Annotated in this window: 17 protein-coding genes; 10 read left to right on the top strand and 7 right to left on the bottom strand. The window is 59.8% G+C overall.

Going from position 1 to position 23929, the window contains the following annotated elements; all coding sequences use genetic code 11:
- Positions 1–15: 15 nt before the first annotated feature.
- The 7 genes from BUC36_RS08490 to BUC36_RS08460 form a co-directional block, all read right to left on the bottom strand.
- Entirely contained in the window at positions 16–2868 is a 2853-nt protein-coding gene (locus BUC36_RS08490) for a tetratricopeptide repeat protein (RefSeq protein WP_073273623.1), read from the bottom strand.
- Positions 2861–4813, bottom strand: a complete 1953-nt coding sequence (locus BUC36_RS08485; protein WP_073273621.1) for a tetratricopeptide repeat protein — start codon at positions 4811–4813, stop codon at positions 2861–2863. The genes BUC36_RS08490 and BUC36_RS08485 overlap by 8 nt, the downstream gene beginning before the upstream one ends.
- Positions 4814–4819: 6 nt before the next feature.
- The gene (locus tag BUC36_RS08480; protein WP_073274764.1) at positions 4820–5338 is read right to left on the bottom strand and encodes an AraC family transcriptional regulator; all 519 of its coding nucleotides are present in this window, start codon (positions 5336–5338) and stop codon (positions 4820–4822) included.
- Between the two features lie 113 nt (positions 5339–5451).
- On the bottom strand, positions 5452–6456 hold the full coding sequence (locus BUC36_RS08475; RefSeq protein WP_073273619.1) for an FAD:protein FMN transferase: 1005 nt from the start codon (positions 6454–6456) through the stop codon (positions 5452–5454).
- A complete protein-coding gene (locus BUC36_RS08470) occupies positions 6456–8030 on the bottom strand; it encodes a general secretion pathway protein GspF (protein ID WP_073273617.1) in 1575 nt (524 codons plus the stop codon). Before BUC36_RS08470 ends, BUC36_RS08475 begins: the two co-directional genes overlap by 1 nt.
- A 320-nt stretch (positions 8031–8350) precedes the next feature.
- Positions 8351–10801, bottom strand: a complete 2451-nt coding sequence (locus BUC36_RS08465; protein ID WP_234994929.1) for a LamG domain-containing protein — start codon at positions 10799–10801, stop codon at positions 8351–8353.
- Between the two features lie 198 nt (positions 10802–10999).
- Entirely contained in the window at positions 11000–12226 is a 1227-nt protein-coding gene (locus BUC36_RS08460) for a hypothetical protein (protein ID WP_073273614.1), read from the bottom strand.
- A 236-nt stretch (positions 12227–12462) separates the two neighbouring features.
- On the opposite strand from BUC36_RS08460, the gene BUC36_RS08455 reads away from it, so the two are divergent.
- From BUC36_RS08455 to BUC36_RS08410, 10 genes are all read left to right on the top strand, one after another.
- Entirely contained in the window at positions 12463–15096 is a 2634-nt protein-coding gene (locus BUC36_RS08455; protein WP_084535735.1) for an HzsA-related protein, read from the top strand.
- A 3-nt stretch (positions 15097–15099) separates the two neighbouring features.
- Positions 15100–15876, top strand: coding sequence for an outer membrane beta-barrel protein (locus BUC36_RS08450; RefSeq protein WP_073273612.1), 777 nt, complete (start codon positions 15100–15102; stop codon positions 15874–15876).
- Positions 15846–16499, top strand: a complete 654-nt coding sequence (locus tag BUC36_RS08445; protein ID WP_073273610.1) for an outer membrane beta-barrel domain-containing protein — start codon at positions 15846–15848, stop codon at positions 16497–16499. Before BUC36_RS08450 ends, BUC36_RS08445 begins: the two co-directional genes overlap by 31 nt.
- Positions 16500–16522: 23 nt before the next feature.
- Positions 16523–16999: a TlpA disulfide reductase family protein gene (locus BUC36_RS08440; protein WP_073273608.1), complete on the top strand. Its 477-nt coding sequence runs from the start codon at positions 16523–16525 to the stop codon at positions 16997–16999.
- A gap of 4 nt (positions 17000–17003) precedes the next feature.
- The gene (locus tag BUC36_RS08435; protein WP_073273604.1) at positions 17004–17222 is read left to right on the top strand and encodes a DUF4266 domain-containing protein; all 219 of its coding nucleotides are present in this window, start codon (positions 17004–17006) and stop codon (positions 17220–17222) included.
- Between the two features lie 175 nt (positions 17223–17397).
- Positions 17398–18486 carry a DUF3570 domain-containing protein gene (locus BUC36_RS08430; RefSeq protein ID WP_234994928.1) on the top strand — a complete coding sequence of 363 codons (1089 nt, stop codon included), beginning with the start codon at positions 17398–17400 and terminating at the stop codon, positions 18484–18486.
- Between the two features lie 411 nt (positions 18487–18897).
- A complete protein-coding gene (locus tag BUC36_RS08425) occupies positions 18898–19902 on the top strand; it encodes a glycosyltransferase family 2 protein (RefSeq protein WP_084535731.1) in 1005 nt (334 codons plus the stop codon).
- A gap of 533 nt (positions 19903–20435) precedes the next feature.
- Complete coding sequence (locus BUC36_RS08420) at positions 20436–21623, top strand: glycosyltransferase family 2 protein (protein ID WP_073273602.1); 1188 nt, start codon at positions 20436–20438, stop codon at positions 21621–21623.
- Positions 21620–22420, top strand: a complete 801-nt coding sequence (locus BUC36_RS08415; RefSeq protein WP_073273600.1) for a WecB/TagA/CpsF family glycosyltransferase — start codon at positions 21620–21622, stop codon at positions 22418–22420. Before BUC36_RS08420 ends, BUC36_RS08415 begins: the two co-directional genes overlap by 4 nt.
- Before the next feature lie 55 nt (positions 22421–22475).
- Positions 22476–23927, top strand: a complete 1452-nt coding sequence (locus BUC36_RS08410; RefSeq protein ID WP_073273598.1) for a hypothetical protein — start codon at positions 22476–22478, stop codon at positions 23925–23927.
- The last annotated feature ends 2 nt before the right edge of the window (positions 23928–23929 follow it).

Genomic DNA, 23929 nt, shown 5'->3' with positions numbered 1-23929 from the left:
TGCAGGGTTTTCCGGTCAGTGCAATGCATCGCTCCACCCCAGGATATTTTCCTGTTTCTGGTAGCGCGCCGGCAGCAGTTTGCCGAGCGAGTCGAAGCTGCGTTTAACCCAGTCGTCGTAGATGCCGTCGCTGGTGCGCTGGATATTGGCCTCGTGCAGTTCGATGGCTTTTTCCTCGAACGGGTAGGCCTGTTCTTCGAGCAGGATTTCATACTGTTCCAGCTCGAGTTCGTTCAGGTTTTGCGGGCGCTGGGATTCCATCAGGTCGCGGCTCAGCTGGCGGTAGACTTCCGCGAGACGGAAATTTGCCTGGGTGGTGAACTCGGCGATATTGAATTTCAGTACCTTGCGGTAATCGGCTACGGTCGCGTCCATTGCGCGCTTCTTGCCGGCGAGGCTGGTTTTCAGCGGCAGGCGCAGCGGCAGGTTGGCAAAACTGCGGTAGCTCTGTTCGGCCAGCTCGCTCTGTGAATAAGCGGCGAGGTAGCGGCCGCGGGGCGAATCGACGCGGTTGTCGGCCAGCTGCTGCAGCCAGCGATTGCGTTCGCGGTGCTCTTCTGTTTGCGCGTGCAGCTGCGTCAGCTGAAACTGGGCCTCCAGGCGCTGCTCGGCAGGCTGTTGCCACTGCTCGCTGTAACGGCGGTAGGCGTCTATCGCCTGCTGCCGGTCGCCGGCCTGTTGGAAACTCTCCGCGGCCATATACAGCGATTGGCGTCGCACCTCGCTGTCCGGATCGCTCTGCGCCAGCCGCAGCAGTTCGCCGGCGGCGGCCGCGGGCATTTCCAGTGCGCGGAAGATCACCACCGCCTTGGCGGCCAGTGTCGGTGTCAGCGGGTGGGCGGGGTAGTACTGGCGGAAGTCCGCCAGTTCCGCGCCGGCGCGCTGCCACTGCTGCAGCTCGATCAGGTGGTTGATGGCATCGTACTGGGCGGTGGCCGCGATTTCGCTGCGGCCGCTGTCGCGCACGCGCAACAGGTGCTGCAGACCTCGTTCGTTCGGGCCGTCGGCCAGCGCCAGTTCGGCCTGGCGGTAGATGGCGGCCTGCAGGCGCTGTCGCGCAGTGTCGCGCAGTGTGGCGTCGGCGGAGCTGTTGTTCAGCACTCGCGCGTAGGCCTGCTCGGCAAGCGCGTAATTGCGCACTTCGAAGTGGCTGTGGCCGAGTATCATGGCGATATTCAGTTGCTGTTGCGGATTCGGTGGCGGCTGCCACCCATCGGCGCGCACGGCCGCGGTGATGGCGTCCACATAGCGGGATTGTTGCAGCAGCTTGTCGGCGGCGGCGACCAGTACCGGCAGCGCCCTTGCATCCTGCGGCCAGGCGTCGGCGAATTTCAGGCTGGCCGCTATGTTGCGTTCCTGCCAGAGGCTCTCAGCCTCGACGCTGTCGGCTGCTTGTTTGTGCAATTGTTTTTGTACTTGAGCCGACGAGAGTATCGCCGCGTAGCCGGCTTCGGCACCGTGGGTCTTGTCCCGGTACTCCCAGGCAACCCGGCTGTAGGCTTCCCAGGCGCGCGCATAGTCGCCCGCCTGCTCCAGGCACTCGGCCATCAGGAATACCAGCGGCGGCGTTTGCGGATCTGCGGGGAAAGTTTCCTCGTACTGCTGATACAGTTCCGCCGCCGCCAGGTAGGCCCGGCGTGATTCCGCGGCGACGTTTTGTTGCTCGCGCCTTTTTTTTATGTCGGTAATTTTTCCCGCCTGCGCCGCCAGTGCCTGGGCGCGGGCGTGGTCGTAGCGCGCCAGCTCCTCCAGCCATGGGCGCAGCCAGCCGCGCAGCTTCTCCCGCTGTGGCTCGTCCGCCTGCGCCCAGTAGGTGCTGCGCACGCCGTAGCGGCGGACAAACTCGCGTTTGGCTGGCAGTACTTCACCGTTGAGCCCGGCGCTCTGCAGTGTTTCCACGGCCTGCAGATGCAAGGCCGGCGCCTCCGCACTTTCTGGATAGTGTTCGACGTAACTCAGATAGGTATCGGCGCTGTCCCGATAGCGCTCTTTCTCCCGATACCAGTCGCCGAGGGCGCGGTACAGTTCGTGTTGGAAGGCGCGCGCGGCGCCGTCGGGATTGAAGGTCTCGATAACAGCGGCGCCGCCCTGATAGCTGAAATCGAGCGCGAGCCCCCGCAGGCTGTCGTCGGCGAGCCGCTGCTGCCCCTGGGGCAATTCTGCGAAGGGCGCCCGCTGGTACAGCAGATCCAGCAGTTGCAGGAAGGTCTGTGTCGATGTGCGGTAGTCGGACGATTTGAATTCCGACCAGGCGAGCATGTAGCGCGCGTTGTCGGCGAAGGGGCTGTCACCGTGCTCGAGCAGCGCGCGGAAATCCCGGGCTGCGGCCGTATAGTCCCGGCGGTTGAACGCCGCCTCGCCTCGGCGGAACAGTACCTCGGTGATAAACGGCGACTGCGGCGCCGTCGCGGCTATGCCCTCGAGCGCCTGCAGAGACGCCTGCGGCTGGCCGTCCAGTGCCCGCGCGCGCGCGAGGCGATAGAGAATGTAATCGTCCCGCGGTGCTTCCTGGGCGAGCGCCTCGTACTGGCGCGCCGCGCTGCCGAAAGAAACCGCCAGCTGTGGATTCTCTGTCAGTTGCTGCTCCAGCCGCTCCATTTCCAGGTCGGCGAGGCGCAGGCGTATCTGCCGCCGTGTGTGGGGGTCGCCGTTACTGGCCAGGGCCTGCTCGTAGCTGCGCTGCAGCGCGGAGATGTCGAGCACCGGTGCCTGAACACTGACGCTGCTGGGTTCTGCCGGCAGCGCTGTCGACGGCAGGTCGGCGAGTGTTTGTACAGAATTGTTGCTGCACGAGGCGGCGAGACAACAGATCGCCAGCGCCAGCGATTTCTTCGCGAGGAATTTCGGCGAGTGGATTGACTTACTCATCGCTACCGCCCGCCGTTTCGGTTTTCAGCGGATCCGCCACCTGTTCGGCCGCTCCCTGCATGGCCGCGTCCTGCAGTCGCGCAATCGCCAGATGGGTATGGGCCATATACTGCTGGATCTGCGTGCGTTCGTGATTGAGCGCGGCGATCACGTCCGCCCGTATCGAGGCGTCAATTTGCCCGCTGGCACGACTGATGGCGCGGTACTGGGCACTGAGTTCCGGCGCGGCCGCGGCGATCTGTGACTGCAACTGCTGCAGCTGCGGTGCGCGGCGGGCGACCGTATCGGTATCGCGGCGCTGTTGTTCGGCGTCCTGCAGCTGTTTGCCGAGTTGCTCGAGTTCCCGGCGCTGTTGCCACAGCCGGTCGTGGTATTGCTCGCTGGCCTGCCACAGCAGAATGCCGCGGGCGCGCTGCAGTGTCTGCTGCTGGGGTGCGCCGACCCTGCCGGCGACTGCCAGGGTCTGATAGCGCCGCTCGGCGCGCCGCAGCAGCGACAGCATTTCGGCGTCCTCACGGTCGTCGCCCTCGGCGACCAGCAGCGCCAGCGCGTCGCGCTCGCGTTCTATGCGGGCCAGCAATTCCTCCAGTTCGCGGAATTGCTGCGCGGCGATATCCACCTGCTGGTCGAACTGCGCGCTGTGGTAATTTTCTTCAATAGAAAGGCGTCGCTGGCGACGCGCCTCGATGAGCTGGTCAAACTGCGGCAGCTTCTCCTGCCAGCGCTCGATCACCTGCGCCAGCTGGCGCAGATCGCGCAGTTCCGACAGACGCAGCTGAAATTTGTCGCTCTGCAGTATCTGCTGCAGGTAGCGCTTGTTGTCGTGCAGCAGTTCCGGCGCCTCGGCCAGTTGCAGCCAGCCGTAGCGCTGCGCGTCGGCGCCAGCGGCCGGTGCCAGCTGCACGGAATCGAGCGAATCCTGCAGCAGTTGCAGCTGCAGCAGTACCGAGCGGTAGTGCCCTTCCGCGCGCCGGTAGCCCGCCAGTGCCGCAGCCGGCCGCTGCAGTTTTTCGTAGCTGTAGGGCAGTGCCGCCAGCGCCTCTCGCGCGGCTGGCGAGTCGCCGTGCTGATTCACCAGAAATTGCAGCGCGTCAATGGCGGACTGGTATTGATCGCTGTTGATGGATGACCAGCCGAGCCCGAGCAGTGCGCTCGTTGCCCAGGGCGTGCGCAGGCGCACCTGGCGAAACTCCTCTGCCGCGCGTTCGTGCTGTTCCCGCAGTGCCAAGGCGTAACCGGCACCGATATGCGCCTTGTCAGCGAGCACGCGCATTTCCTCGGGCGCATCTTCGACGCTCGCGGCCAGTTCTCCGGCCTCGCGGTAGTGCACTGTGGCTGCTGTCAGGTACCCTTCCCGCGCCAGTGCCGCGGCCAGGTTGATATTGCCCAGCACGCGCTGTTCGAGAGGCAGCCTCTCCGCCTCCAGCAGTGATTCCGCTGCGGAAAAATCCCGGTTGTGCAGCGCCAGGTTCAGCGCCAGCGCGGACTCCTCCGCGACACCGGATTTCTGCAGTTGCGCCGCGGCCGCCGGCCAGTCGCCCTGCAGGTAATTCAGTTCGGCGAGCTTGTGCCAGGCTACCTGGCGGTGCCGCGCATCGGACGCGCTGTCACCGTCGGAAAACTGCAATTGTTGTTCGAACAGCTCTGCCGCGCGCCGGCGCAGGCCGAAGCCGAGACTGATACCGCCCTCGATCAGCGCGGCGTTATCGCGGTGGGTATTGATCGCGTCCCGTTGCTGGGCGACCAGCAGAGTGCTGAGAGAATTGAAATAGTTGCCCTGGAAGTACTCATACAGGGCGGCACCGTAGGCCATGTCCTGTGCCTGCCGATATTTGCCTTTCTCGCTCTTTTCCTGTTCCTGCGTGTCCGCGGCGAGCGCAGGCGTGGCAGCGCTCAGCAGGGCTGCTGTCAGTGAAATTGCGCGGGATAGGGGGTGGCACAGCATTGCGGATCAGGGCGCCGGCCACTGCACCAGTTCGAACTCCGGCTGCTGCTTGCCGGCAGAGTCGGCGATGCGCAACTCGATGACCGCAGGCTCGTCGGTCTTTTCCAGTTCCAGTGTCGCCGCGCGCTTGTACTCGCGCCCCTGGGGGCCAATGCCGGTAAAAAATGCGGACACGGTATAACTGCCGGATTTCAGGTTGCCCTTGAACAGCGGCTGTATGCCGCCGCGGACCAGCGCGTCGCGCTGGTGCTCGGTATACAGGTGGCTGGCAGTGAGCTTGTTGTCGATATGCAGCTTGACGGCATCCAGTTTGAAGTACTCGCCGACGTCCATGGAAACATAAAAAGCCACCTGGCTCTGTGCCGGGTAGAGCAGATCCTCTTCCAGGATCAACAGGTCGCGATTGAGTTTCAGTACATCGCGTTTCAGCGCTTCGAGCTTGTCTGCGGGGAAGTCCTGTGCAAGCGCAGTCGGGCCGCCGACCAGCGCGAGCGAAAGCAATAATGATTGGAAACAGCGTCGCATCGTGCGGCCTTTCAATTGGGGCGGCGTGGGAAGTGCCGATTGTGGTGAATTATCTCAGGGGATCATGTTGCTGATGTGATCCCGTTGGCATTTTTCTTTTGGGGACAGTAACTTTATTTTGGGTTGGCCAGTCCGCGGCTAAAAAATAGTCTTTTATTGCTGTCGATGACCACCGCCTCGAAGCCGGGCAGGCGATCGATCAGTGCCAGCCCTTTGTCCTTGCCCAGTACAAAAACGCTGGTGGACAGCGGATCCGTATCGAAACCGCGCGGGCCGATAATGCTGACGCTGATCAGTTTGTCGCTGTCACCGGCGGTGGTGTCCGCCGGTTTGCCGGTGGCCGGATTGAAAATGTGATGCACGCGGGTGTCGCGGTCGTCGATAAAGTAGCGCTCGTAGTCGCCGGAAGTGGAGATGGCGGAATCGTTGAGCGGTATCACCGCAGCAGTCTTGTCTTTGTCCCGCGGATGGCGGATACCCACCAGCCAGGGTTCGCCGCGCTTGTCACCGAGCATGCGCGCATCGCCGCCGGCGCTGACGCTCGCACAGCAGACGTCGGCCTTTTGCAGAATTGCCACCGCGCGGTCCACCGCGTAGCCCTTGGCGATACCGCCTAGATCGATCCTGGTTTTGCTGTGTCCGAAGCGCAACGTCTGCGCATTTTTGTCGAAGTGCAGATGGCGGTAGTTCAGTGCTTCCAGCAGGGACTGGGTGAGTGTCTTATCGGCCTGCTGGTGCTTGCGGAAATTGTAGTGCTTGCCGAGCGTGGCAAAACTGATATCGAAGGCACCGCCGGTCAGTTCACTGTACCAGAGCGACTTGTCGATCAGTGCGGCAAGCTCGTCGGACAACATTACCGCCTGCGTGGCGGCTTCGCGGTTGACCCGCGACAGCTCGCTGTCTTCCTTGTAGGGCGACAGCTCATCGTCCAGCCGGCGGAATTCCGCCATCACCTGCTCGATCAGTTGCGCGGCTTGCTGGTCGTCGTCATGCCACAACTGCACCGTTACTTCGGTGCCCATAATGGACTGCTTGTCGTAGTGCCATTCCGCCTGTGTCTGGGCGGAATAAGTCGTTGCGGCAAGGCACAACAGTAAAAATCGGGTAAATCGCTTCATCAGACAATCGGTGCAAAGGCGGTCATGCTGTCCATCAGGCTGCTGTTGCCGAGGCCGTGATTCGGGAACAGGCTGGCAAAGCTGCCCTGTTCGCCGTGCAGTGCCAAGTAGTTCAGCACGATGGTTTCCACCAGCAGGTTAACATTGTTTGCCGCCGGGCTTGATGCGGTTTCCACGTCACCGGAAGGGCGCATATAGCCAAGTTGCTGGTGTCGCGCCTGCTCGTCGGCGCTGCCGCCGAGCAATTGCGGGCGGCCGGCCGGGTTGTAGACGAGGAAGAAGGAGGCCGCCGTCTGCTGGTTGTCGCCGGTCCAGACGCCCTTGCCGCGACCCTCCACCGAGTCGTCGATCATGCCGTTGGAAAACACCGAGCCGTCGCTGAATACGTAGATCATCAGCGGCTGGTTGCGGCGGGCGGCATACTCGAGGCAGGCGCCGATACAGCGGCCGGCGCGCAGATCGCGAATCTCGCCGGTGGCGCGGTCGCCGGTGTGATAGTCGTAGCCGCCCATGGTGATGGTGCCGGCTCCGGCGTATCCGTTGACGACCAGTTTCATCACCGAGGCGGCCTTCTGGAACTCGCGGTCGTTATTGAATTCGGTGCTGGTAAAGATACCGCCGGGGCCGACGATATCCGGGTCGCGCACCGGGTCCAGGTCCGCGGGATTGCCGAAGCGGTCGGCCAGGTCGGCGCTCTTCATATAGCCGCAGCGCACCAGGTCCTTGATCACCGCGTCCGCGCTTACCTTGGTATTCACCCGCCCCAGTTTCGCATCGGAGATGCGATACATGGACTCCATCACGGCGACGGTATCCGCCTGGCTGAGCAGGCCCACCAGATCGCCGACGTCCACCAGGCCGGTGACATCGGTGGGGCGATCCACCTTGGTGGGGCGCACTTCCGGATTGATCATCCCCATGGGGGCCATGGAATTGCCACCGGATTCGCTGGAGCTGGAACCGATCAGGGCGAGCAGTTCGCCGTTGGCACCGGCGCGATTGATACCGTACATCGGGTTGTGCGGGTTGTTGCCGGTATCGTTTTCCGAGCGCGCCGGGATCACTGCGCCGTTGGTGGCGGAGGCAGTGCCGGCGGCGATCTTGTCGAGGATGCCGCGCAGCATGCCGCTGTCACTGTGGAAGGCGAGCCCCAGGTCGGTGTTGATAAACGGGTTGCCGGAGGTGTCGGTCAGCGACGGCACCATGTCGCCGGGCAGTCCCTGCTTGCCGTAGCCGGCGGTGCTGAGAAAATCCAGCTGGCCGCCCTGCTTGCCGACCAAGACATTGGAGCCGGCGATATTGGCCCCGCCGGCGAGATCGAAGCAGATAAACGGAATCTTGCCGGCGCCGCCGGCGGCACTGATACCACAGGGGCCGCGCAGTGCCTCCAAGTCGGAGGAGAGGGCTGCGTGCGCGCGACGCGGATCGGCGAACATGCTGAACACCGAGCCGCCGAGTACCGTGCCCAGCCCGGCGCGAAAGCCCTGGGCGAGAAAGTCCCGCCGGGTTACCGGGCGATGGTGGTCCGGGTGGCGCAGGGGCTGGTCCAGGTCGAAATGTTTTTTCTTGCTCATAGTCTCGTCCGGATTTTTTAATCCGAGGTGCTTTTATTCGGCTTTCGGGCGGGCCTGCTACCGGTGACTTACTGGCAAAAAACCTGATCGGTAAATATTTGCCAGGAAGCCACCGGTACCAGGCCCTTCACATCTCGGCCCGAGGTTCTCTTCGAATTTGATCGCGGCCAGTGGCCGCGCCTGCGAATCGTTTTCGTCATTCCGGCGAAGGCCGGAATCCAGCTGTCTCGAAACTAGATACCGGCTTTCGCCGGTATGACGATTGCGCGGAACAGTTAACATGCGGCCTTAGGAACGGCCATCGGCCGCAACCGGTATTGTCAGTGAATCAGAATCATCGCGCTGCCCATCGCCGCCGCGCACACGGCTTTAACCGTGGTCTCGGTGCGGCCGGTGCAGTCGCTGCCGCTGCAGTTTTCCATAGTATCGATCAGGCTGTTCAGCTCCGTTTCGACCGCGCCCAGGTCCGGTGCCACGGCCAGTTGCGAGATGCTGCCATCGTGCCAGGTCATCTCGTGGCCGAGCAGATTGCTGATCAGCGGGTCGATCACCTGGGCGCGCTTTGCCGGGGTGTCGAAGGCGCTGCCGATTGGCGCACTGAAATCGAAGCCGGGGAAGTAACTGCTGCGCGACGGGGAATCGACCAGGGTGCTGCAGTACTTCACTGCCAGCTGGGTGATGCCCATCTGCTGTGCGGCGAGGAAGCCCTGGATATCGCTCTCCACCGGCAGCTGGCGCTTGACCTTTTCCCAGGTGTCCACGATATCCGGATGCGCGCTGGAAATGCCGGTGGCGCGCGACAGGGCCGCGTGAATCTGTTCGAAACGGCGCAGGCCGATCCTGGATTGCGGATCCAGGTCTGCCGGCGCCGCCGGTGCCGCCGGTACCGGTTCGACACGAGTAAAGGTTTCGCTGCCGAGGCGCTCGAAGGTGAGGAAGAATTCGTCGTATTCCGGCCCCTTGTCCAGCGTGATGATGGTGCCGAGCCGCGACAGCAGCTGGCCTGTTCCGGACGTATAGTTGCCGTTGATCGCGGTCGACAGGTTGGCCCAGGCCTGGCCCACTTCCGCCTCGCGGCCGTTGACACCGATGCGCATGCCTTCTATGGCGATGCCGCTGGGATCCGCGTTGTCGTCGAGGCTGACAAAAGTCGGCTCGCTAAACAGGTAGCCGTAGTTGTCGAACTGCTGCACCTCGAACATCACATAGCTCTGCGGTATGCCGGTGTGCTCTTCAACCTTGAACAGCAGCAGGTATTTCTCGCCGACGCCGACCGCGTAGTTGGTGGCGACATCCTCGGCGGACAGGGCGCGGGAGTGAATCGCCAGCAGGCGCACGGAACCTTCCCATTTATTGTCGTTGGACACTTCGCTGCCCAGTGCCAGCGCGAAGGTGTCGTCCCAGGTGCTGAGCAGTTCGGCCGTCGCCGGGTCGATATCGCCGGTGAATTCGCCGTTGACGTACAGCTTGCGCCCCTCGATCGGGTCGTAGGTGGCGACCACATGTTGCAGGGTCGCCTGGGCGCGCTCGGCCATGTCGTCGGTGATCAGCGCCGGCATGCCGTCGGCGTCGGTGCTGTCACTGCGGTTCTGGAAGGTGTAGTTGTACAGCGCCTGGCCGAGGGTGAAGTTGCGAATGTCGTTACCGCCTGAGTAGGTGACGATGCGCGCCGGCCCCTCCTGGGAAACGTTTGCCGGTGCCACCCAGGCCTCGATGGTGTACTCGCCGGTGGCGCTCAAGGTGTCGTACAGCTTGCGGCTGGTGGCGGTCGCGCCCTGGGCCTTGCCGCCCTTCAGCTGAATACCCCAGGAGCCGAGCCACTCGACGTCGCCGGTCAGGGTCAGGTCGATGGCCGGGTTGACGCCGGAGGTGTCGTAGGCGGTGGTGCCGCTGCCGGTCTTGAACTCGTACAGGGCGATCGCGTTGTTCTCCACGCGGCCGCCGCTGCTGGCGACGATGCCGTCGGTGAGCAGCAGCGCCTTACTGATCACCCAGTTGGCATCCACCTGGGTCAGCGGGATGCTGTCGGCAAACGCCTGGATGGCCGCGGTCATTTCCGCTTCGTTTGCGTCGCAATCGTCCCAGCAGTTGTGGAATTCTTTGCCGAGGCGAAGGGAAAAGCGCGAGTTGGCCGGGTTATCCAGGTTCATCTTGCTCTTCGCCGCGTCGTAGGCCTGTTCCAGATTGGCGCTGGCGAAATAGGGTTGCTGGGCGGTGCCGGCGTCCTCGCTGTGGCAGCCCGCGCAGTAGGTGCGCAGCAGGGGATAGACGGTGCCGCCAAAACCGCCGCTGGACGTGGGGAAGCTCTTGCTGGCGCCGACGGTGCGTTCCACCGGGGCGGTGAGGGTGATGGTGTTGGTCAGGCTGCCGCTGGCCAGCGCCCACTCCTCGATATAGTTGGTGATGATTTCCGCACAGGCATCGGCACTGGACAGCCAGCAGTTGTGGCCACCGCCGACCTTGGTGACCAGCCGCGACTCCGCGGGCCTGGCCAGGTTCACCAGATCGCGGCCGGCATCGTAGGCGGCATTGATATCGTCACCGCGCACAAAGTGGGGGCTCTGGCCGCCTTCCACGTGACAGCTGCCGCAGCGATTCTCGGCCGCCAGGTTGTCCCAGATATAACGTTTGTACTGTTTGACGTCGTCGGTCTCCGGCGCCGGGCCGGAATAACTGGCACCGCTGCTCGGCGGATTGGTATTGGGAAGTTCTTCGGTGTCCTGGCCGCTGCCGCCGCTACAGGCGGAGAGGATTGCCGCCGCAAAAAACAACCCGGGAATATGTAGTATTGATCGAGGTTGCGAACTGGATGCGAAGGCCCTGCTGCCGGTTTGGCCTTGCGGGACTGTCGGCGAGAGGGACCTCGCCGACAAGCCTCCAGGGATGGATTCACGGCGTGTTCCGCAAGGCCAAACCGGCAGCAGGGCCGCCCCTGCACGAATTGCGGAGCTTAACTCAAAATTCATAGCTCAATCCCCCGCGCAGTAAACAGCAGCATCGGCATAGACCTGCTTCAGCCGGTAACCGCTACTGCTGAAGTCGTCGGCGATGGCGTCGATACGCGCGCGATCGGCAGTGTCTTCCGGCTCGCGCAGACAGACCTGGCGGAACACCTTGGTGACCTGGCACTCGGCAAAGGCGCGGCTGTTGGCCAGTTCCTCACCCATGGACTTGGCGCCGTTGCCGCTGCCGGGCAGGGCGCTGCTCCAGCCCAGGTGCATATTCGGCCCTGCGCGCCAGTAGTTGTCCCAGCTGTCGTCCGGCAGGATGAAGCCGTGGGGAAAGTTGGCGCTGTTGATATGGTTTTTCGCCTTGACCCGGCTGCCGGTCACAGGATCGGTTTGTCCGGCGCTGTTGTAGTCGATGCTGCCGTTTTCCCCTTCGGGATCGTTGTCGGCGTCGTAGGCGAAGTCGTAGAAGGCGAAGGCCTGGGCCATGGGATCCATGCCGCTGTGGCAGCCGATGCAGTTGTTCTGGAATACGCGGCTGTCGCCGCCGGGACTGCGGCTGACGTCCTGGCGGATGCGATCCGGCGGGCGGCTGGTATCCTGCACCTGCTCCATGTCGCGGCACAGGTGGTTGAGCAGGGTAAAGCGGAACATGGCCCGGTTGGTGCCGGCGATGAAAAAGGACTTGGCGGCTCCGCGAGTCGTCATTACGCCCGCAGTCGCATTGGTCGGCAGTCCGGTGACCGACGACTGGGCCTGCTGCACCAGATTGTCTTTCAGCGAATAGCCGCCGGCTTCCAGTGCCTCATAGTGGGCGTTGTCACTGTTGCGGTAGGGCGGCAGCCCGGAGGCATTGCCGGTATAAATGACGTTGCCGAAGAGAACCTCGCGGAAATCGATATCGTCGCGCACCATGCCGATCACCGTCGCGGAGTAATCGTTCAGTGGGGCGAAGACATCGCGATCGCGATTGGTCCAGGGGGTGGCCAGGTTCTTCAGCGTCACATTGTAGAAGGCGTCGTTCTGCATCGCCGTGTAGGCGGCGGCCTGCGGGTTGCCGTCGACAATATCCTGGGCCATATCGAGCAGCACGCTCTCCGAGGGTTTTACGCCGGTCAGGCGGCTGTGCATCTGCAGGGCCTGGTCCTGGGGTGCCGCACTGGCCGTGCCCGCCCACAGGCAGGCGCCGAGCAGTGCGCCCGCGGCAATGGGCCCGGCCGCGCGCAGTCGAGATGGTTGAGTATTCATCGAGCTAGGGTGTTGAAGTGATCACTGACTGTAGTGACACCAAATACTAAAAGCTGGGTTGGGTATTGCTAGAGCGACTTGCGAGAACTGGGGGCCAGTTGGCAAATTTTTTGTGCGCGGCTTGAGAGAATGTCGCCGCGCGGGAAAAATGTCGCGCATAGAGAAATTTTCAGACCAGCGGCGATAGATCTGGCAGAGCACCGGGTGGACCGAGCCGATTGCGGGTGTAAACAACAATGAAATATATGCGTGCGCTGCCGGCACTGCTGGTGTTATCCGCGTGCAGCGGCGGTAGTGGCGACTCCTCAGCCGGGGGCGATCAGGCCGAAGACCCGGTGGTGGTGGACTACCCGATCGCCTTCGTGCGTCGCCAGCTCGGCTTCGAGGACGACGGCGCCCTGGTGGAGGACGATATCTACTCGCCGGCGGACTTCAATCCCGGTGCCCAGCTTGTCATGAAGGATCGCGCCACACCCAGCGCACCCGAGACGGTGCTGACCGCCGGGCTGTTCGACGGCGACTACGACGTAAAGGATCTGAACACCTCCGCCGATGGCCAGCGCCTGGTGTTCTCCATGCGCGCACCGGAAATCGAGGGCGCGGACGACGATGAACAGCCCACCTGGAATATCTGGCTCTACGATCGCGAGAGCCGCGAACTCAGGCGCGTGATCGAGTCGGACCTGATTGCGGAGGAAGGCCAGGATATTGCCCCGGCGTTCCTGCCGGACGGGCGTATAGTGTTTTCCTCCACCCGCCAGCGCCGCTCCCGCGCCCTGCTGCTGGACGACAACAAACCGCAGTTCTCCTCGCTGAGCGAGAACCAGCGCAACGAGGCATTTGTGCTGCACGCCATGGAGGCGGACGGCAGCGCTATTCGGCAGATTTCCTTTAACCAGAGTCACGACCTGCACCCGACGGTACTGAATGACGGCCGCATTCTGTTCAACCGCTGGGACAATATGGGCGGTGTCGACAACCTCAGTCTCTACACCATCGAGCCGGATGGCACCGACCTGGCATTCAATTACGGTTACCACAGCCAGCAGACCGGCACCGCGCAGACCGATGCCGCTTTCGTCAGGCCGCGGCAGATGCCCGACGGTCGCCTGCTGATCACACTGCGTGCGCCGGCGGGAACCAGCTACGGTGGCGATCTGGTGGCCATCGACAGCGCCAACCATACCGAGGCCTACAGCCTGCCGGAAGGCGAAGGCGAAGTGGTCGGCCAGGAATCCATCGCGGTGGAAGAGGTCATCACCGATGGCAGCCTCTCGCCCCACGGACTCTTCGCCGCCGCCTGGCCCTTCTACGACGGTACCAGCCGGCTGCTGGTCAGCTGGAGTGAGTGCCGGGTGCTCGAGGCGGAGACCGGTTTGCCGCGGCCCTGCACCGACGAGTGGCTGAGCCAGGAAGAGGTAGTGCCGGCGGATCCAATTTACGGCCTGTGGATTTACGATTACGCGGAAGGCACGCAGCTGCCGATCGTCGTCGCCGAGGAGGGCGAGATGATATCCGAGGGCGTCACCCTGGAGCCGCGCACCGAACCCGCCTATCTACCCGAGCCGATCGCCGGCGTCGACCTGGACAGCGAACTGGTGCAGGACGGGGTGGGTATTCTGGATATCCGCAGTGTCTATGACTTCGACGGCGTGGACATGCTTGCGGGAGAGGGCGGGGCCGGTATCCCGAATCTCGCCGACCCAGATATCACACCCGCCGAATTGCGCCCGGCGCGCTTCCTGCGCGTCGCCAAGGCGGTGGGAATTCCCGACGACGATATCCTGGATTTCGACCGTTCCGCCTTCGGCCGCAACCGCGCCCACGGCATGCGCGATATTCTCGGTTACACGCCGATCCAGCCGGACGGCTCGGTGCGGGTCAAGCTACCGGCGGACATGCCGCTGGCCATCTCCGTGGTCGACGCCGATGGCCGCCGTATCGTCGGCCGCCACCGCAGCTGGCTGCAGCTGCGCGCCGGCGAGGTGCGCACCTGCAACGGCTGCCATACCGGTGACAGTGAAGTGCCCCACGGGCGCCCGGACAAAGAGCCTGCGTCCGCCTGGGCCGGAGCGCCCACATCCGGCGTCCCTTTCCCGAACACGGAACCGGCACTGGTGGCGGAAATCGGCGAGACGATGGCGCAGCTGCTGGCCCGCATCGCCGGCGAGACACAACTGGAACGCGATATCAGTTTCAGTGACCTGTGGACAGATCCGGCCGTGCGCGCCAAGGATCCGAGCAGCAGCATTGCCTATGCCGATCTGCAGACGCCGCTGCCGATTGCGGCTACCTGCCTGGACGACTGGGCCGGCTGCCGCAGCGTGATCCACTACCCGCAGCATATCCAGCCGCTGTGGGAGCGCACGCGGGAAGTGCTTGACGCCGGCGGTAACCTGATCGAGGACCGCACCTGTACGGTCTGCCACTCCAACCGCGATGCGGCCGGCATGCTGCGGATCCCGGCGGGACAGCTGGATCTGACCGCGGCGGCGTCCGCAGCCAATGCAGACTGGATGACTTCCTATGTGGAGCTACTGTTCGACAACCCCACCGAGGAACTGGTGGACGGTGCCCTGAGCCCGATATTGGTGCAGGAGCGCGATGACAACGGCAACCTGGTGTTCGAGACCGACGAGGACGGCAACCTGATCCTCGACAGCGACGGCAACCCGATTCCGGTTATGGTGACCGTCGATGTCGACCGTCTTATGGGCGACGCCGCCAACGGCAGCCGCTTCTTCGAGATGTTCGCGCCGGGGGCGGCGCATGCGGACTATCTGGACCCGGCGGAACTGAGGCTGATTTCCGAATGGCTGGATATCGGTGCGCAGTATTACAACGATCCCTTTGCGGCACCGGTGAACTGATTCATGTTGCGCGTTTGTTCCCGCTTTTCTGTTTTCTGCATTGCACTGTTACTGATGTGCAGCGGCGTTTCGGCTCGATCCCTGGCGGCGCCGGAGGAAGTGCCCGAAGGCGCCGAGCTGGTGACGGTCGGCAGTCCCTTCGTGAATATCTACACCGGGCCCGGCCGCGGCTATCCGATCTTTCATGTCGCCGAATACGGGGAACAGTTGTGGCTGCTGAAACGCCGCACCGACTGGGTCAAGGTGGCCGCGCACAGAGACAAGAGCGGTTGGGTACGCGTCGCCGACCTGAATGAAATCTATGGCGAAGATGGCGAACTGGTGCGGGTGCCACTGCCGGATTTCAGCGACGTGGAGTCACAGCACTTTCACCTGGGCTTTTCCTACGGCGACTTCGCTGGCGCCAACTCCATGGGCGCAACGCTCGGTTACCGCTTTACCCGCAACCTGTCCGTCGAGCTGCGCGCAACCCAGGCCGTGGGCGACTTTTCCGATAGCCAGACCTACCAGCTGGCGGTGCTCCACCAGCCCTATCCCCACTGGCGGCTGACGCCCTACTTTATGCTCGGCACCGGTATCAATCTGACTTCGCCCAATGCCACGATTGTCGCCACCAGTGATCGTCGCGATACCGCCATGTTGACCGGTGTGGGGGTGAAAACCTATCTGTCCCGCCGCTTTGCCCTCAGAGCGGAGTATGCCAATCACTACCTGCTCACTTCGCGGGAAAACAATCAGGAGATAGTCGAGTGGAAACTTGGTTTCGACGTTTATCTGTAGCCGCGGCGACAGTAGCCGCGCTGGCCGCCACTCCCGCCGTCGTCGCGCAGGATGGTGATGATGTATTAGGCGATATCATTTCTCCGGACCTGGAGCGCCGCGAGATCCGCGAGTCGCAGATCGACAGTGAAAACATCGAGTTCAGCACCTTCGCTGGCGTCATCAATGTGGAGGACTTCGGCTCCAATGCACTGTATGGCGCCGCGCTGGCCTATCACATCAATGAAGATGTCTTTATGGAAGCCGCCTACGGCGAGACCGAGCTGGGCGAGTCCAGTTTTGAGCGCCTGAGTGGCTCCGCGCCACTGTTGACCGACGAGCAGCGCAAGCTCAGCTTCTACAACCTGTCGCTGGCGTGGAACCTGTTTCCCGGGGAGTATTTTGTCTTCGGCGACTGGGCCCTGAACAGCAGCCTGTATCTGATCGGCGGTGTCGGCAATACCTCTTTTGCCGACGAGGAGCACTTTACCTACAACGTCGGCGCCGGCGCCCGCGTACTGGCCAACGACTGGCTGGCGGTGCGGCTGGATTTTCGCGACCACATTTTCGAGCACGAGATTTTTGGCGAGGCGCAGACCACTCACAACCTGTCTGCGCAGCTCGGCGTTTCGTTCTTTTTCTAAATCGACAATAAGGACTGATTGCGATGTTTCGACTGTTAGCCGCCCTGGCTCTGATTGTCTCCGCCCACCTGGCCTCTGCCGCGGAACCCTCGGCGGATTTCACCCTCGCGTCCAACAAAGGCGACAACCTGCGACTGGCGGAGCAGCGCGGCGACGTGATCATGCTGAACTTCTGGGCTTCCTGGTGCGGGCCCTGTCGCAAGGAAATGCCGCTGCTCGACGAGTTGAACGCCCGCTACGCCGCCGCCGGCTTCCAGGTCTGGGGCGTAAATGTCGATGCCGAGCGCGCCGATGCGGAGAAAATGCTGGGCAAGATCCCGGTGGATTTCCCCATATTGTTCGACAGTGCCGGCAACGTCAGCAAATTGTACGGTATCGACGCCATGCCAAGCTCGGTCTTTATCGATCGCGACGGCAATGTACGCCAAATCCATCGCGGCTATCGCGACGGCGACGAGGCCGCCTACAAGAAAATCATCAAGGAGCTGATCCGGGAGTAAGCCTATGGCCCGCGCGTTTTTTCTTATCTGTGCCGCAGCCTTCGTTAGCGGCTGCACGGCGACGCCCTGGGTCGCCCCCTATGAGCGGCAGTATCTCGCCGACCCGATCATGAGTTTCGAGCAGCACCCGGTGGCGGCCCGCTATATGAACCATGTGTACGAAGCGCGCGAGGCGGCTCGCGGCGCGGAAGGCGGCAGCGGGGGCGGTTGTGGCTGTAACTAATCTTTGCCGGGAGCGCCGAGTCCCAATTGTAGGATGGGCAAAGGAGCTCAGCGACGTGCCCATCAGTTTCGGTATTGATGGGCACACTTCGCTTTGCCCATCCTACAAAATCCTCACCTCTGTTATATGTCTGGCGTGCGTTTGGCTGCTTTTTCCGCTCACTGCCAGCGCTGCGGTGCTGCCGGAAGAACGCGCCGATAGCATGTACCACTCCTACAGCGGCGGCGGCGTCACCATTGACGGTCCTTCGCTACTGGTGCGCAAGAATATCGGCAGCTCGCTGTCGCTGTCTGCGAACTATTACGTGGACATGATTTCCGGCGCCTCCATCGATGTCGAGGCGACGGCCAGCCGCTATTCCGAGCAGCGCGATGAGTACTCGCTCGGCGCTGACTATCTGGTGGACAAAGCGACCCTCAGTCTCGGCTACACCAACAGCTCGGAGAATGACTACCAGGCGGAGACAGTCTCCTTTGGTATCAGCCAGGGTTTCTTTGGCGACCTCAGTACCCTGGGGCTGCGCGTCAGCTACGGCAACGATGATGTCTACCGCAACGGCGATGACAACTTTTCTGCGCAGGCAGAGCACCGGCGCTATGCGCTGAGCTGGAACCAGATACTGACACAAAAACTAATCGCCGAATTGAGCGTGGAAACGGTCGCCGATGAGGGTTTTCTCAACAACCCCTATCGTAGTGTCCGTTATCTCGATCCCGCCTCGGGCGCGGGTTTCAGCTATCAGCCGGAGCTCTACCCCACCACCCGCAACAGCGATGCGATAGCACTGCGCGCAAAATATCGATTGCCATACCGGGCAGCCGTAAAAGGTGAGTATCGCTACTACGCCGACAGCTGGGGTATTCGCGCCAATAATATCGAATTCAGGTATACCCACCCGTTGGCCGAGAAAGACCAGTGGATTCTTGAGGGCAAGCTGCGCTTCTACCAGCAGCGTGGCGCTGACTTTTACAGTGACCTGTTCCCGTATCTGAATGCCACCAGCTTTAGGGCGCGGGACAAGGAACTGAGTGATTTCAGTAACGTCTCCTTTGGTATCGGCGTCAGTTACCTGCTACCGGAGCGCTGGTCCCTGTTTGAGCGTAAAAATACGCTCAACTTACATTGGGACCATATGATGTTTGACTACGACAACTTCCGCGACGTTACGGTGCATGGTGACGGCAGCGATATAGCACCGGGCGACGAACCCGCCTATAGTTTCGGCGCCAATGTTATCCGTCTGTTCTGGTCTGTGTGGCTGTAATTGTTGAGGGGGGCTGCGGTGCCGTACCGTCGCTCCCCGCGGGCATCGGCCAGTAATCCCGGTGCCCAAAAAATTCCCGCCTTTCTGCATTCATCTCTTTCCTTATCTTTTTGGGAACACCTCGGTACTTCCGGCCAATCGCTGGAGATTGATTCAGAGTGCCTGCTTGATCTTCTTCGGGAGTAAGGTCGCCGCCTCTCGCTGTCCTACGGCGTGGCTACAGAAATAAGCGCACAGATCCTCCTCCATTGGCAGGGTCTTCGTTGATAACCGCCACGGTGAGCTAAGCTAATGCTCACTTTGCAACGTTTCGTCAGGTTGCGAAAGCCGGCTCGCGAAAAATCACTACACAAAAACGCATCCTTCAGTTCAGTAACAATCGGCATAACCCTTGCAGAAAACTGATTTTCAATGAGCGATAAAAATACCATGCCGGACATCGGGATCGTTGTCATCGGCCGCAATGAAGGAGAGCGGCTGCGGCGGAGCCTTATCTCCGTCCACGGGCGTGGCTATCCGACAATATACGTGGATTCGGGATCCATTGATGGCAGTGTGGAGCTGGCCAAATGCTACTGTAGCCAGGTACTTCAGCTCGACCCCGTGCGTCCCTTTTCCGCTGCGCGAGCCCGCAATGAAGGGCTTGAAGTGCTGAGAAGAATTGCGCCAGCAACTCGATTTGTGCAGTTCCTCGATGGGGATTGCACGCTGGAGGAAAAATGGTTGAGCGAAGCCCATGAGTTCATGAAGTCCCATGACGAGGCCGCCATTGTCTGTGGCCACCTTCAGGAGAAAGATGCCGATAGCACGATATTCAGTAAGCTCTGTGAAATAGAGTGGAGCGGAAATACCGGTGAAATAGACGCCTGTGGCGGCATATTTTTTGGCCGTATTGCTGCGCTACAAACCGTTGGCATGTTTAACGAATCCATGATTGCCGGGGAAGAGCCGGAGCTGTGTCACCGCCTCAGATCGAGTCGATGGAAAATCATCAGAATCGACCAGCCGATGGCGGTGCATGAATCGGATATCAGCAAGATCTCTCAGCTCCTGCAGCGCGCACGGCGATGCGGTCACTCCTATGCCCACAGTCACTATGTGCATCGCGAAACGCTTGGTGCTTTCAAACAGCGAAGTCTGGCGAGCGTCATATTCTGGGGCGCCCTTCTGCCACTCACGTCGCTTCTACTATTTCCCTTTAGTGTGGTCGCAGCGACGTCAGTATTGCTTCTGTATGTCCCTTTGTGGATCAAGGTTTATGTCAATGGTGTGCGAAGATCACGTTTGAGCAAAAAGCTGGCCGCGATCAACAGCAGCTACATCGTTATCGGGAAGTTTGCACAATTTGTCGGTGTTATCGACTTCTATCGAACGATTTTGCGGAAGAAGGAATTCCGCCTGATCGAATATAAATAACCACCCGCTAAATATTTATTACCAACTTGTATTGCCGTTCTCGCCGTCTCTCCATTCTATGTCGATTTACTAAAATTAATCGCTGTATTTTTCGTATTCATAAAAATTGCACCGCAATTTCAGTACCGAATAAGTGTTCAACAGTGAATGAGTGTCTGCTGTGTTTCAGCGTTGAAGGTCCTTAGCCCGCTACTGGTCGTGCCGCCCGTTCGATGTTGCAATTCTTTGCTAGTGAACGATTCATAATTAAAAAAATATTGTTACTGCAGTGCGGCTTGTCTCAAAGCCGATAAATTGTCGCATGCAGTCAAAAAATCTTTTTTGCAAGAAATGAAGAAAACTGTCGCCAAGAAGTACGGCAGAATTCCGTGAATCTCCTATCTTAAATTTCGTGTCTGTCGCAAAGCAGTGCACCTGCATACCACGCTTGATGACCTTCACTGTAGTCAGTGATGCAATCAAGATAGATAGATAAGTTAAAGATAAACGACGCCATTGATGACTACAAAATTGGCGTCAGTAGAAGATGTCTCATGGATGAGCTGTTTCTGTTCCTTCTGATTCCCGGTGCTGTCCTACTGCTGTGGAGTCTAATCTTGCTGGCAGAAATTTTGTCTGCCCGCGATGAACTGAAAAGTCGCAACTGTAAGATCCCCCGCCCGGAAAAATTGAGCTCCTATGTCGTGCTAATACCCGCGCACGACGAATCCCCGACCATCGTAAAAGCAATTACCGCGTTGAAGCGATTAATGACCGCAAAAGGCCGTATATTAGTGGTCGCGGATAATTGCACTGACGACACCGCCCAGCTGGCGCGAAGGTGCGGCGCGAGTGTCGCCGAGCGACATGACAATACGAAGCTGGGGAAGGGATACGCGCTGGATTTTGGCTTGCAGATACTTCAAAGCGCTCCCCCGGAAGTCGTCATCATATTAGACGCAGATAGTGCGTTCTCCACAGGTACACCTGCTGATCTTGCCGGATTGGCGCTAAAGCAACGAATGCCTGTACAGGCGTATAGTGGCATGCGTGTCTTCGGCGGTGAGAGCCTTTCAGAACGAATAAGACACTTCGCCTGGCGGCTTAAGAACTATCTGCGACCTTTGGGCCTGAAAAATCTAGATCTTCCCTGCCAGCTCGCTGGAAGCGGCATGGCGTTTCCCTGGGAAATGATCAGCTCGGTAAATCTCGCTTCATCTAACCTGGTCGAAGACATCGAGATGGGCATAAACCTGGCGACAATTTCCGCCTATCCAAACTTCTGCGCGGATATATGCGTCGTCAGCCAATTTCCCAAGTCGAAAGGCGGAATGCAATCTCAGCGAGAACGCTGGGAGCATGGACATCTGCAAATCATATTCAGCCGGGTGCCGGCCTTGATCGTCAGGTCGATAAGAAAATTCGATCGCCGCCTATTCGCGATGGCACTGGATCTTTCTGTGCCGCCGATCAGCCTGCTGGTAATCCTAAACTTTGTCTACACAGCCATCGGCTTTGCGGCTGGCGTTTTCTTGTCCCAAACAGCGCCAGTCTACCTTGCACTCTTATCGTGCGCCACTCTGGCAAGTGCCATTTCCGTCGCCTGGATGCTTTGTGCCAGAGACCTTATCAGTCCGTCCGAGTTGAGTCGGGCGGCACTCCATCCCGCGACAAAACTCGCGCTCTATACGCGATTCATCACCAAGAGACAACGCGAATGGGTTAGGACGGCGAGAAAATGAAGACATTATATGGGACACAGGAACAGCCACAGCGAATAGATTTACCGCTTTGCCCATTCGACGCCGTTAAGATGGATGAGGCCATACGGGAAATACAGAGTCTCGCAAAGTCGAAGCAATATCACTATGTGATTACCCCCAACATAGATCACCTGCAGCGCCTGTATCTTAGTAGCGATGACTCCAGCTTGCGTGAAATCTACCGTCAATCCAGTCTTTCGCTCTGCGACAGCAGAGTACTGAAATTGCTTATGCCGGTCATTGGAGTTTCAGTACCGGAAGCCGTTCCGGGAAGTACCCTGACCTGCAGGCTGTTTGACCAGCTTCTTGGCCCGGCCGATCGTATATTGATCATTGGCGGAGACCGGAAGGTGATCGAAGCGCTTCGGGAGCAGTACTGTGACCTCGACATTTCGCACATCAATCCCTCCATGGGCTTTATCAAGAAGCCGCAGGAGGTTGAAGAGATTGTCAGAGCCACCTGCGCGCTGAATCCAGACTATATATTTATTGCAGTCGGCTCTCCGCAACAGGAACTTCTGGCCCATCGCATTGGTACGGCTCCGTGCCGAGGTGTGGCCTTGTGCGTCGGTGCCTCGTTGCTATTTATGACAGGGCAAGAGAAGCGTGCGCCTGACTGGATGCAAACAATCAGTTGCGAGTGGCTCTATCGTATGATCAGCAACCCGCGCCGACTGGTAAGGAGATATATTTTGAACCTGATTTACCTTCCGGGCATTGTTAACACATTGCGGCAGCATGGGCCACACACTAGAAAAATTAAGGCCAATGGATAGTGCCATATCTACATCGATAACTATCCACAATAAATCCACCCTTGAGAGTTAGTTTGTGCCGAATACATTTGCCTATATTGCCCTGATAAGCTGGCCGCTGGTCGCGATTGTTATCTATCGAATGTCGCGAATGAGCACGCTAACGGCAACATTTTGGGTGCTGGTCGGAGGGTATTTACTGTTGCCCGTCAGGACTAAGATCGACCTGCCCCTGATACCGCCGTTGGATCAGATCACGATACCGGCAATCAGCGCTGCCGTCTGCTGCATTCTCATCAGGAAAGTCCGTATTAAATTGCTTCCCGACGGCACGATCATGCGTTGCCTGTTTATTTGTTTAATGTTGGCTCCACTCCTGTCTGCCATCACAAATCCTGAGCCAATGTTTGATGGTCTACGGCAGAAGCCGGGACTTACTTACTACGACGCAATAGCAGACACGGTAGGGAACTACTTGAAAATCCTACCTCTGCTACTTGGAATAACATTAGTTAGAAATACACAAGATATCGTCAAGCTTCTAAAACTGCTTATCTATGCCGGAATAGCATACTCTCCATTGATGCTACTGGAGATCAGGATTAGTCCACAATTGCACACCTGGGTTTACGGATTTTTTCCCCACCAGTTTACCCAGCAGATACGCTTTGACGGCTTCCGACCCGTGGTTTTTCTCGGGCACGGATTGCTGGTTGCGACATTTATCGCGATGGTGCTTTGCGCCACAGCCACTCTCTGGCGGAGAAAATATCGAATTTCCGGCCTGCCGATTGGGCTGTTGGTCATCTATTTTGCGGTCATCCTGGTTCTGTGCAAAGCCGTCAGTGCCTGGCTGCTAGGCTTTGGCGCCATGTTATGTATCCTCTTTTTGCCGCCTAAGGTACAAATGAGGGCGAGCATAATCGTGACGCTATTTATAGTTGTCTATCCATTACTAGCCATTAATGGCCTTATTCCCTATCAAAAACTTATTGAGCTCTCAACAATATTCGGCAGCGAACGGGCCCATTCTCTCGCATTCAGGTTCACGCAGGAAAGTGAGCTGCTGGAACATGCCGCCAAAAAGATTGCCTTTGGGTGGGGGATGTGGGGCCGCCATCAGCTGAGCAATTCGATTTCCGACGGACACTTGATTGGCGTGCTGGGGACATATGGGATCTGGGGTTACCTGACGGAAACCGGACTACTGCTCAGCGCATTCATCTACACCGTCCGAACTGCACAGCGCTCACGGGATCGCCGTGCCATTGGCGTGATCGCCGGAACCATGTCGATCCTGATGCTGGTCATGATAGATCAAATACCCAACAGCTCACTAACACCCTGTTTCTGGCTACTGCTCGGTGGTGTTCTTGGCGTCACATCCCGCATGCACAGGCAAGCGCTGCGGCAGCGACAGCGTATCAGGCTACAAAGCATCAATGACCTGGTATTTATTGGTAACCGAAGAGTTTTTGCTCCAGTAAATAGAGTGCATGTTGAATCGCTTAATGCAGGAAGATCTTAGTC

It is taken from the genome of Microbulbifer donghaiensis (assembly GCF_900129095.1).
GTDB classification, from domain to species: Bacteria; Pseudomonadota; Gammaproteobacteria; order Pseudomonadales; family Cellvibrionaceae; genus Microbulbifer; species Microbulbifer donghaiensis.
This window is presented reverse-complemented; position numbering and strand designations above follow the sequence as displayed.

Bases quoted from the DNA above. Each gene is read 5' to 3' on its own strand.
- BUC36_RS08455 (WP_084535735.1), top strand. From the start codon at position 12,463: ATGAAATATATGCGTGCGCTGCCGGCACTGCTGGTGTTATCCGCGTGC.
- BUC36_RS08420 (WP_073273602.1), top strand. From the start codon at position 20,436: ATGGATGAGCTGTTTCTGTTCCTTCTGATTCCCGGTGCTGTCCTACTG.
- BUC36_RS08425 (WP_084535731.1), top strand. From the start codon at position 18,898: ATGAGCGATAAAAATACCATGCCGGACATCGGGATCGTTGTCATCGGC.
- BUC36_RS08440 (WP_073273608.1), top strand. From the start codon at position 16,523: ATGTTTCGACTGTTAGCCGCCCTGGCTCTGATTGTCTCCGCCCACCTG.
- BUC36_RS08450 (WP_073273612.1), top strand. From the start codon at position 15,100: ATGTTGCGCGTTTGTTCCCGCTTTTCTGTTTTCTGCATTGCACTGTTA.
- BUC36_RS08480 (WP_073274764.1), bottom strand. From the start codon at position 5,338: ATGCGACGCTGTTTCCAATCATTATTGCTTTCGCTCGCGCTGGTCGGC.
- BUC36_RS08470 (WP_073273617.1), bottom strand. From the start codon at position 8,030: ATGAGCAAGAAAAAACATTTCGACCTGGACCAGCCCCTGCGCCACCCG.
- BUC36_RS08485 (WP_073273621.1), bottom strand. From the start codon at position 4,813: ATGCTGTGCCACCCCCTATCCCGCGCAATTTCACTGACAGCAGCCCTG.
- BUC36_RS08435 (WP_073273604.1), top strand. From the start codon at position 17,004: ATGGCCCGCGCGTTTTTTCTTATCTGTGCCGCAGCCTTCGTTAGCGGC.
- BUC36_RS08460 (WP_073273614.1), bottom strand. From the start codon at position 12,226: ATGAATACTCAACCATCTCGACTGCGCGCGGCCGGGCCCATTGCCGCG.
- BUC36_RS08415 (WP_073273600.1), top strand. From the start codon at position 21,620: ATGAAGACATTATATGGGACACAGGAACAGCCACAGCGAATAGATTTA.
- BUC36_RS08490 (WP_073273623.1), bottom strand. From the start codon at position 2,868: ATGAGTAAGTCAATCCACTCGCCGAAATTCCTCGCGAAGAAATCGCTG.
- BUC36_RS08475 (WP_073273619.1), bottom strand. From the start codon at position 6,456: ATGAAGCGATTTACCCGATTTTTACTGTTGTGCCTTGCCGCAACGACT.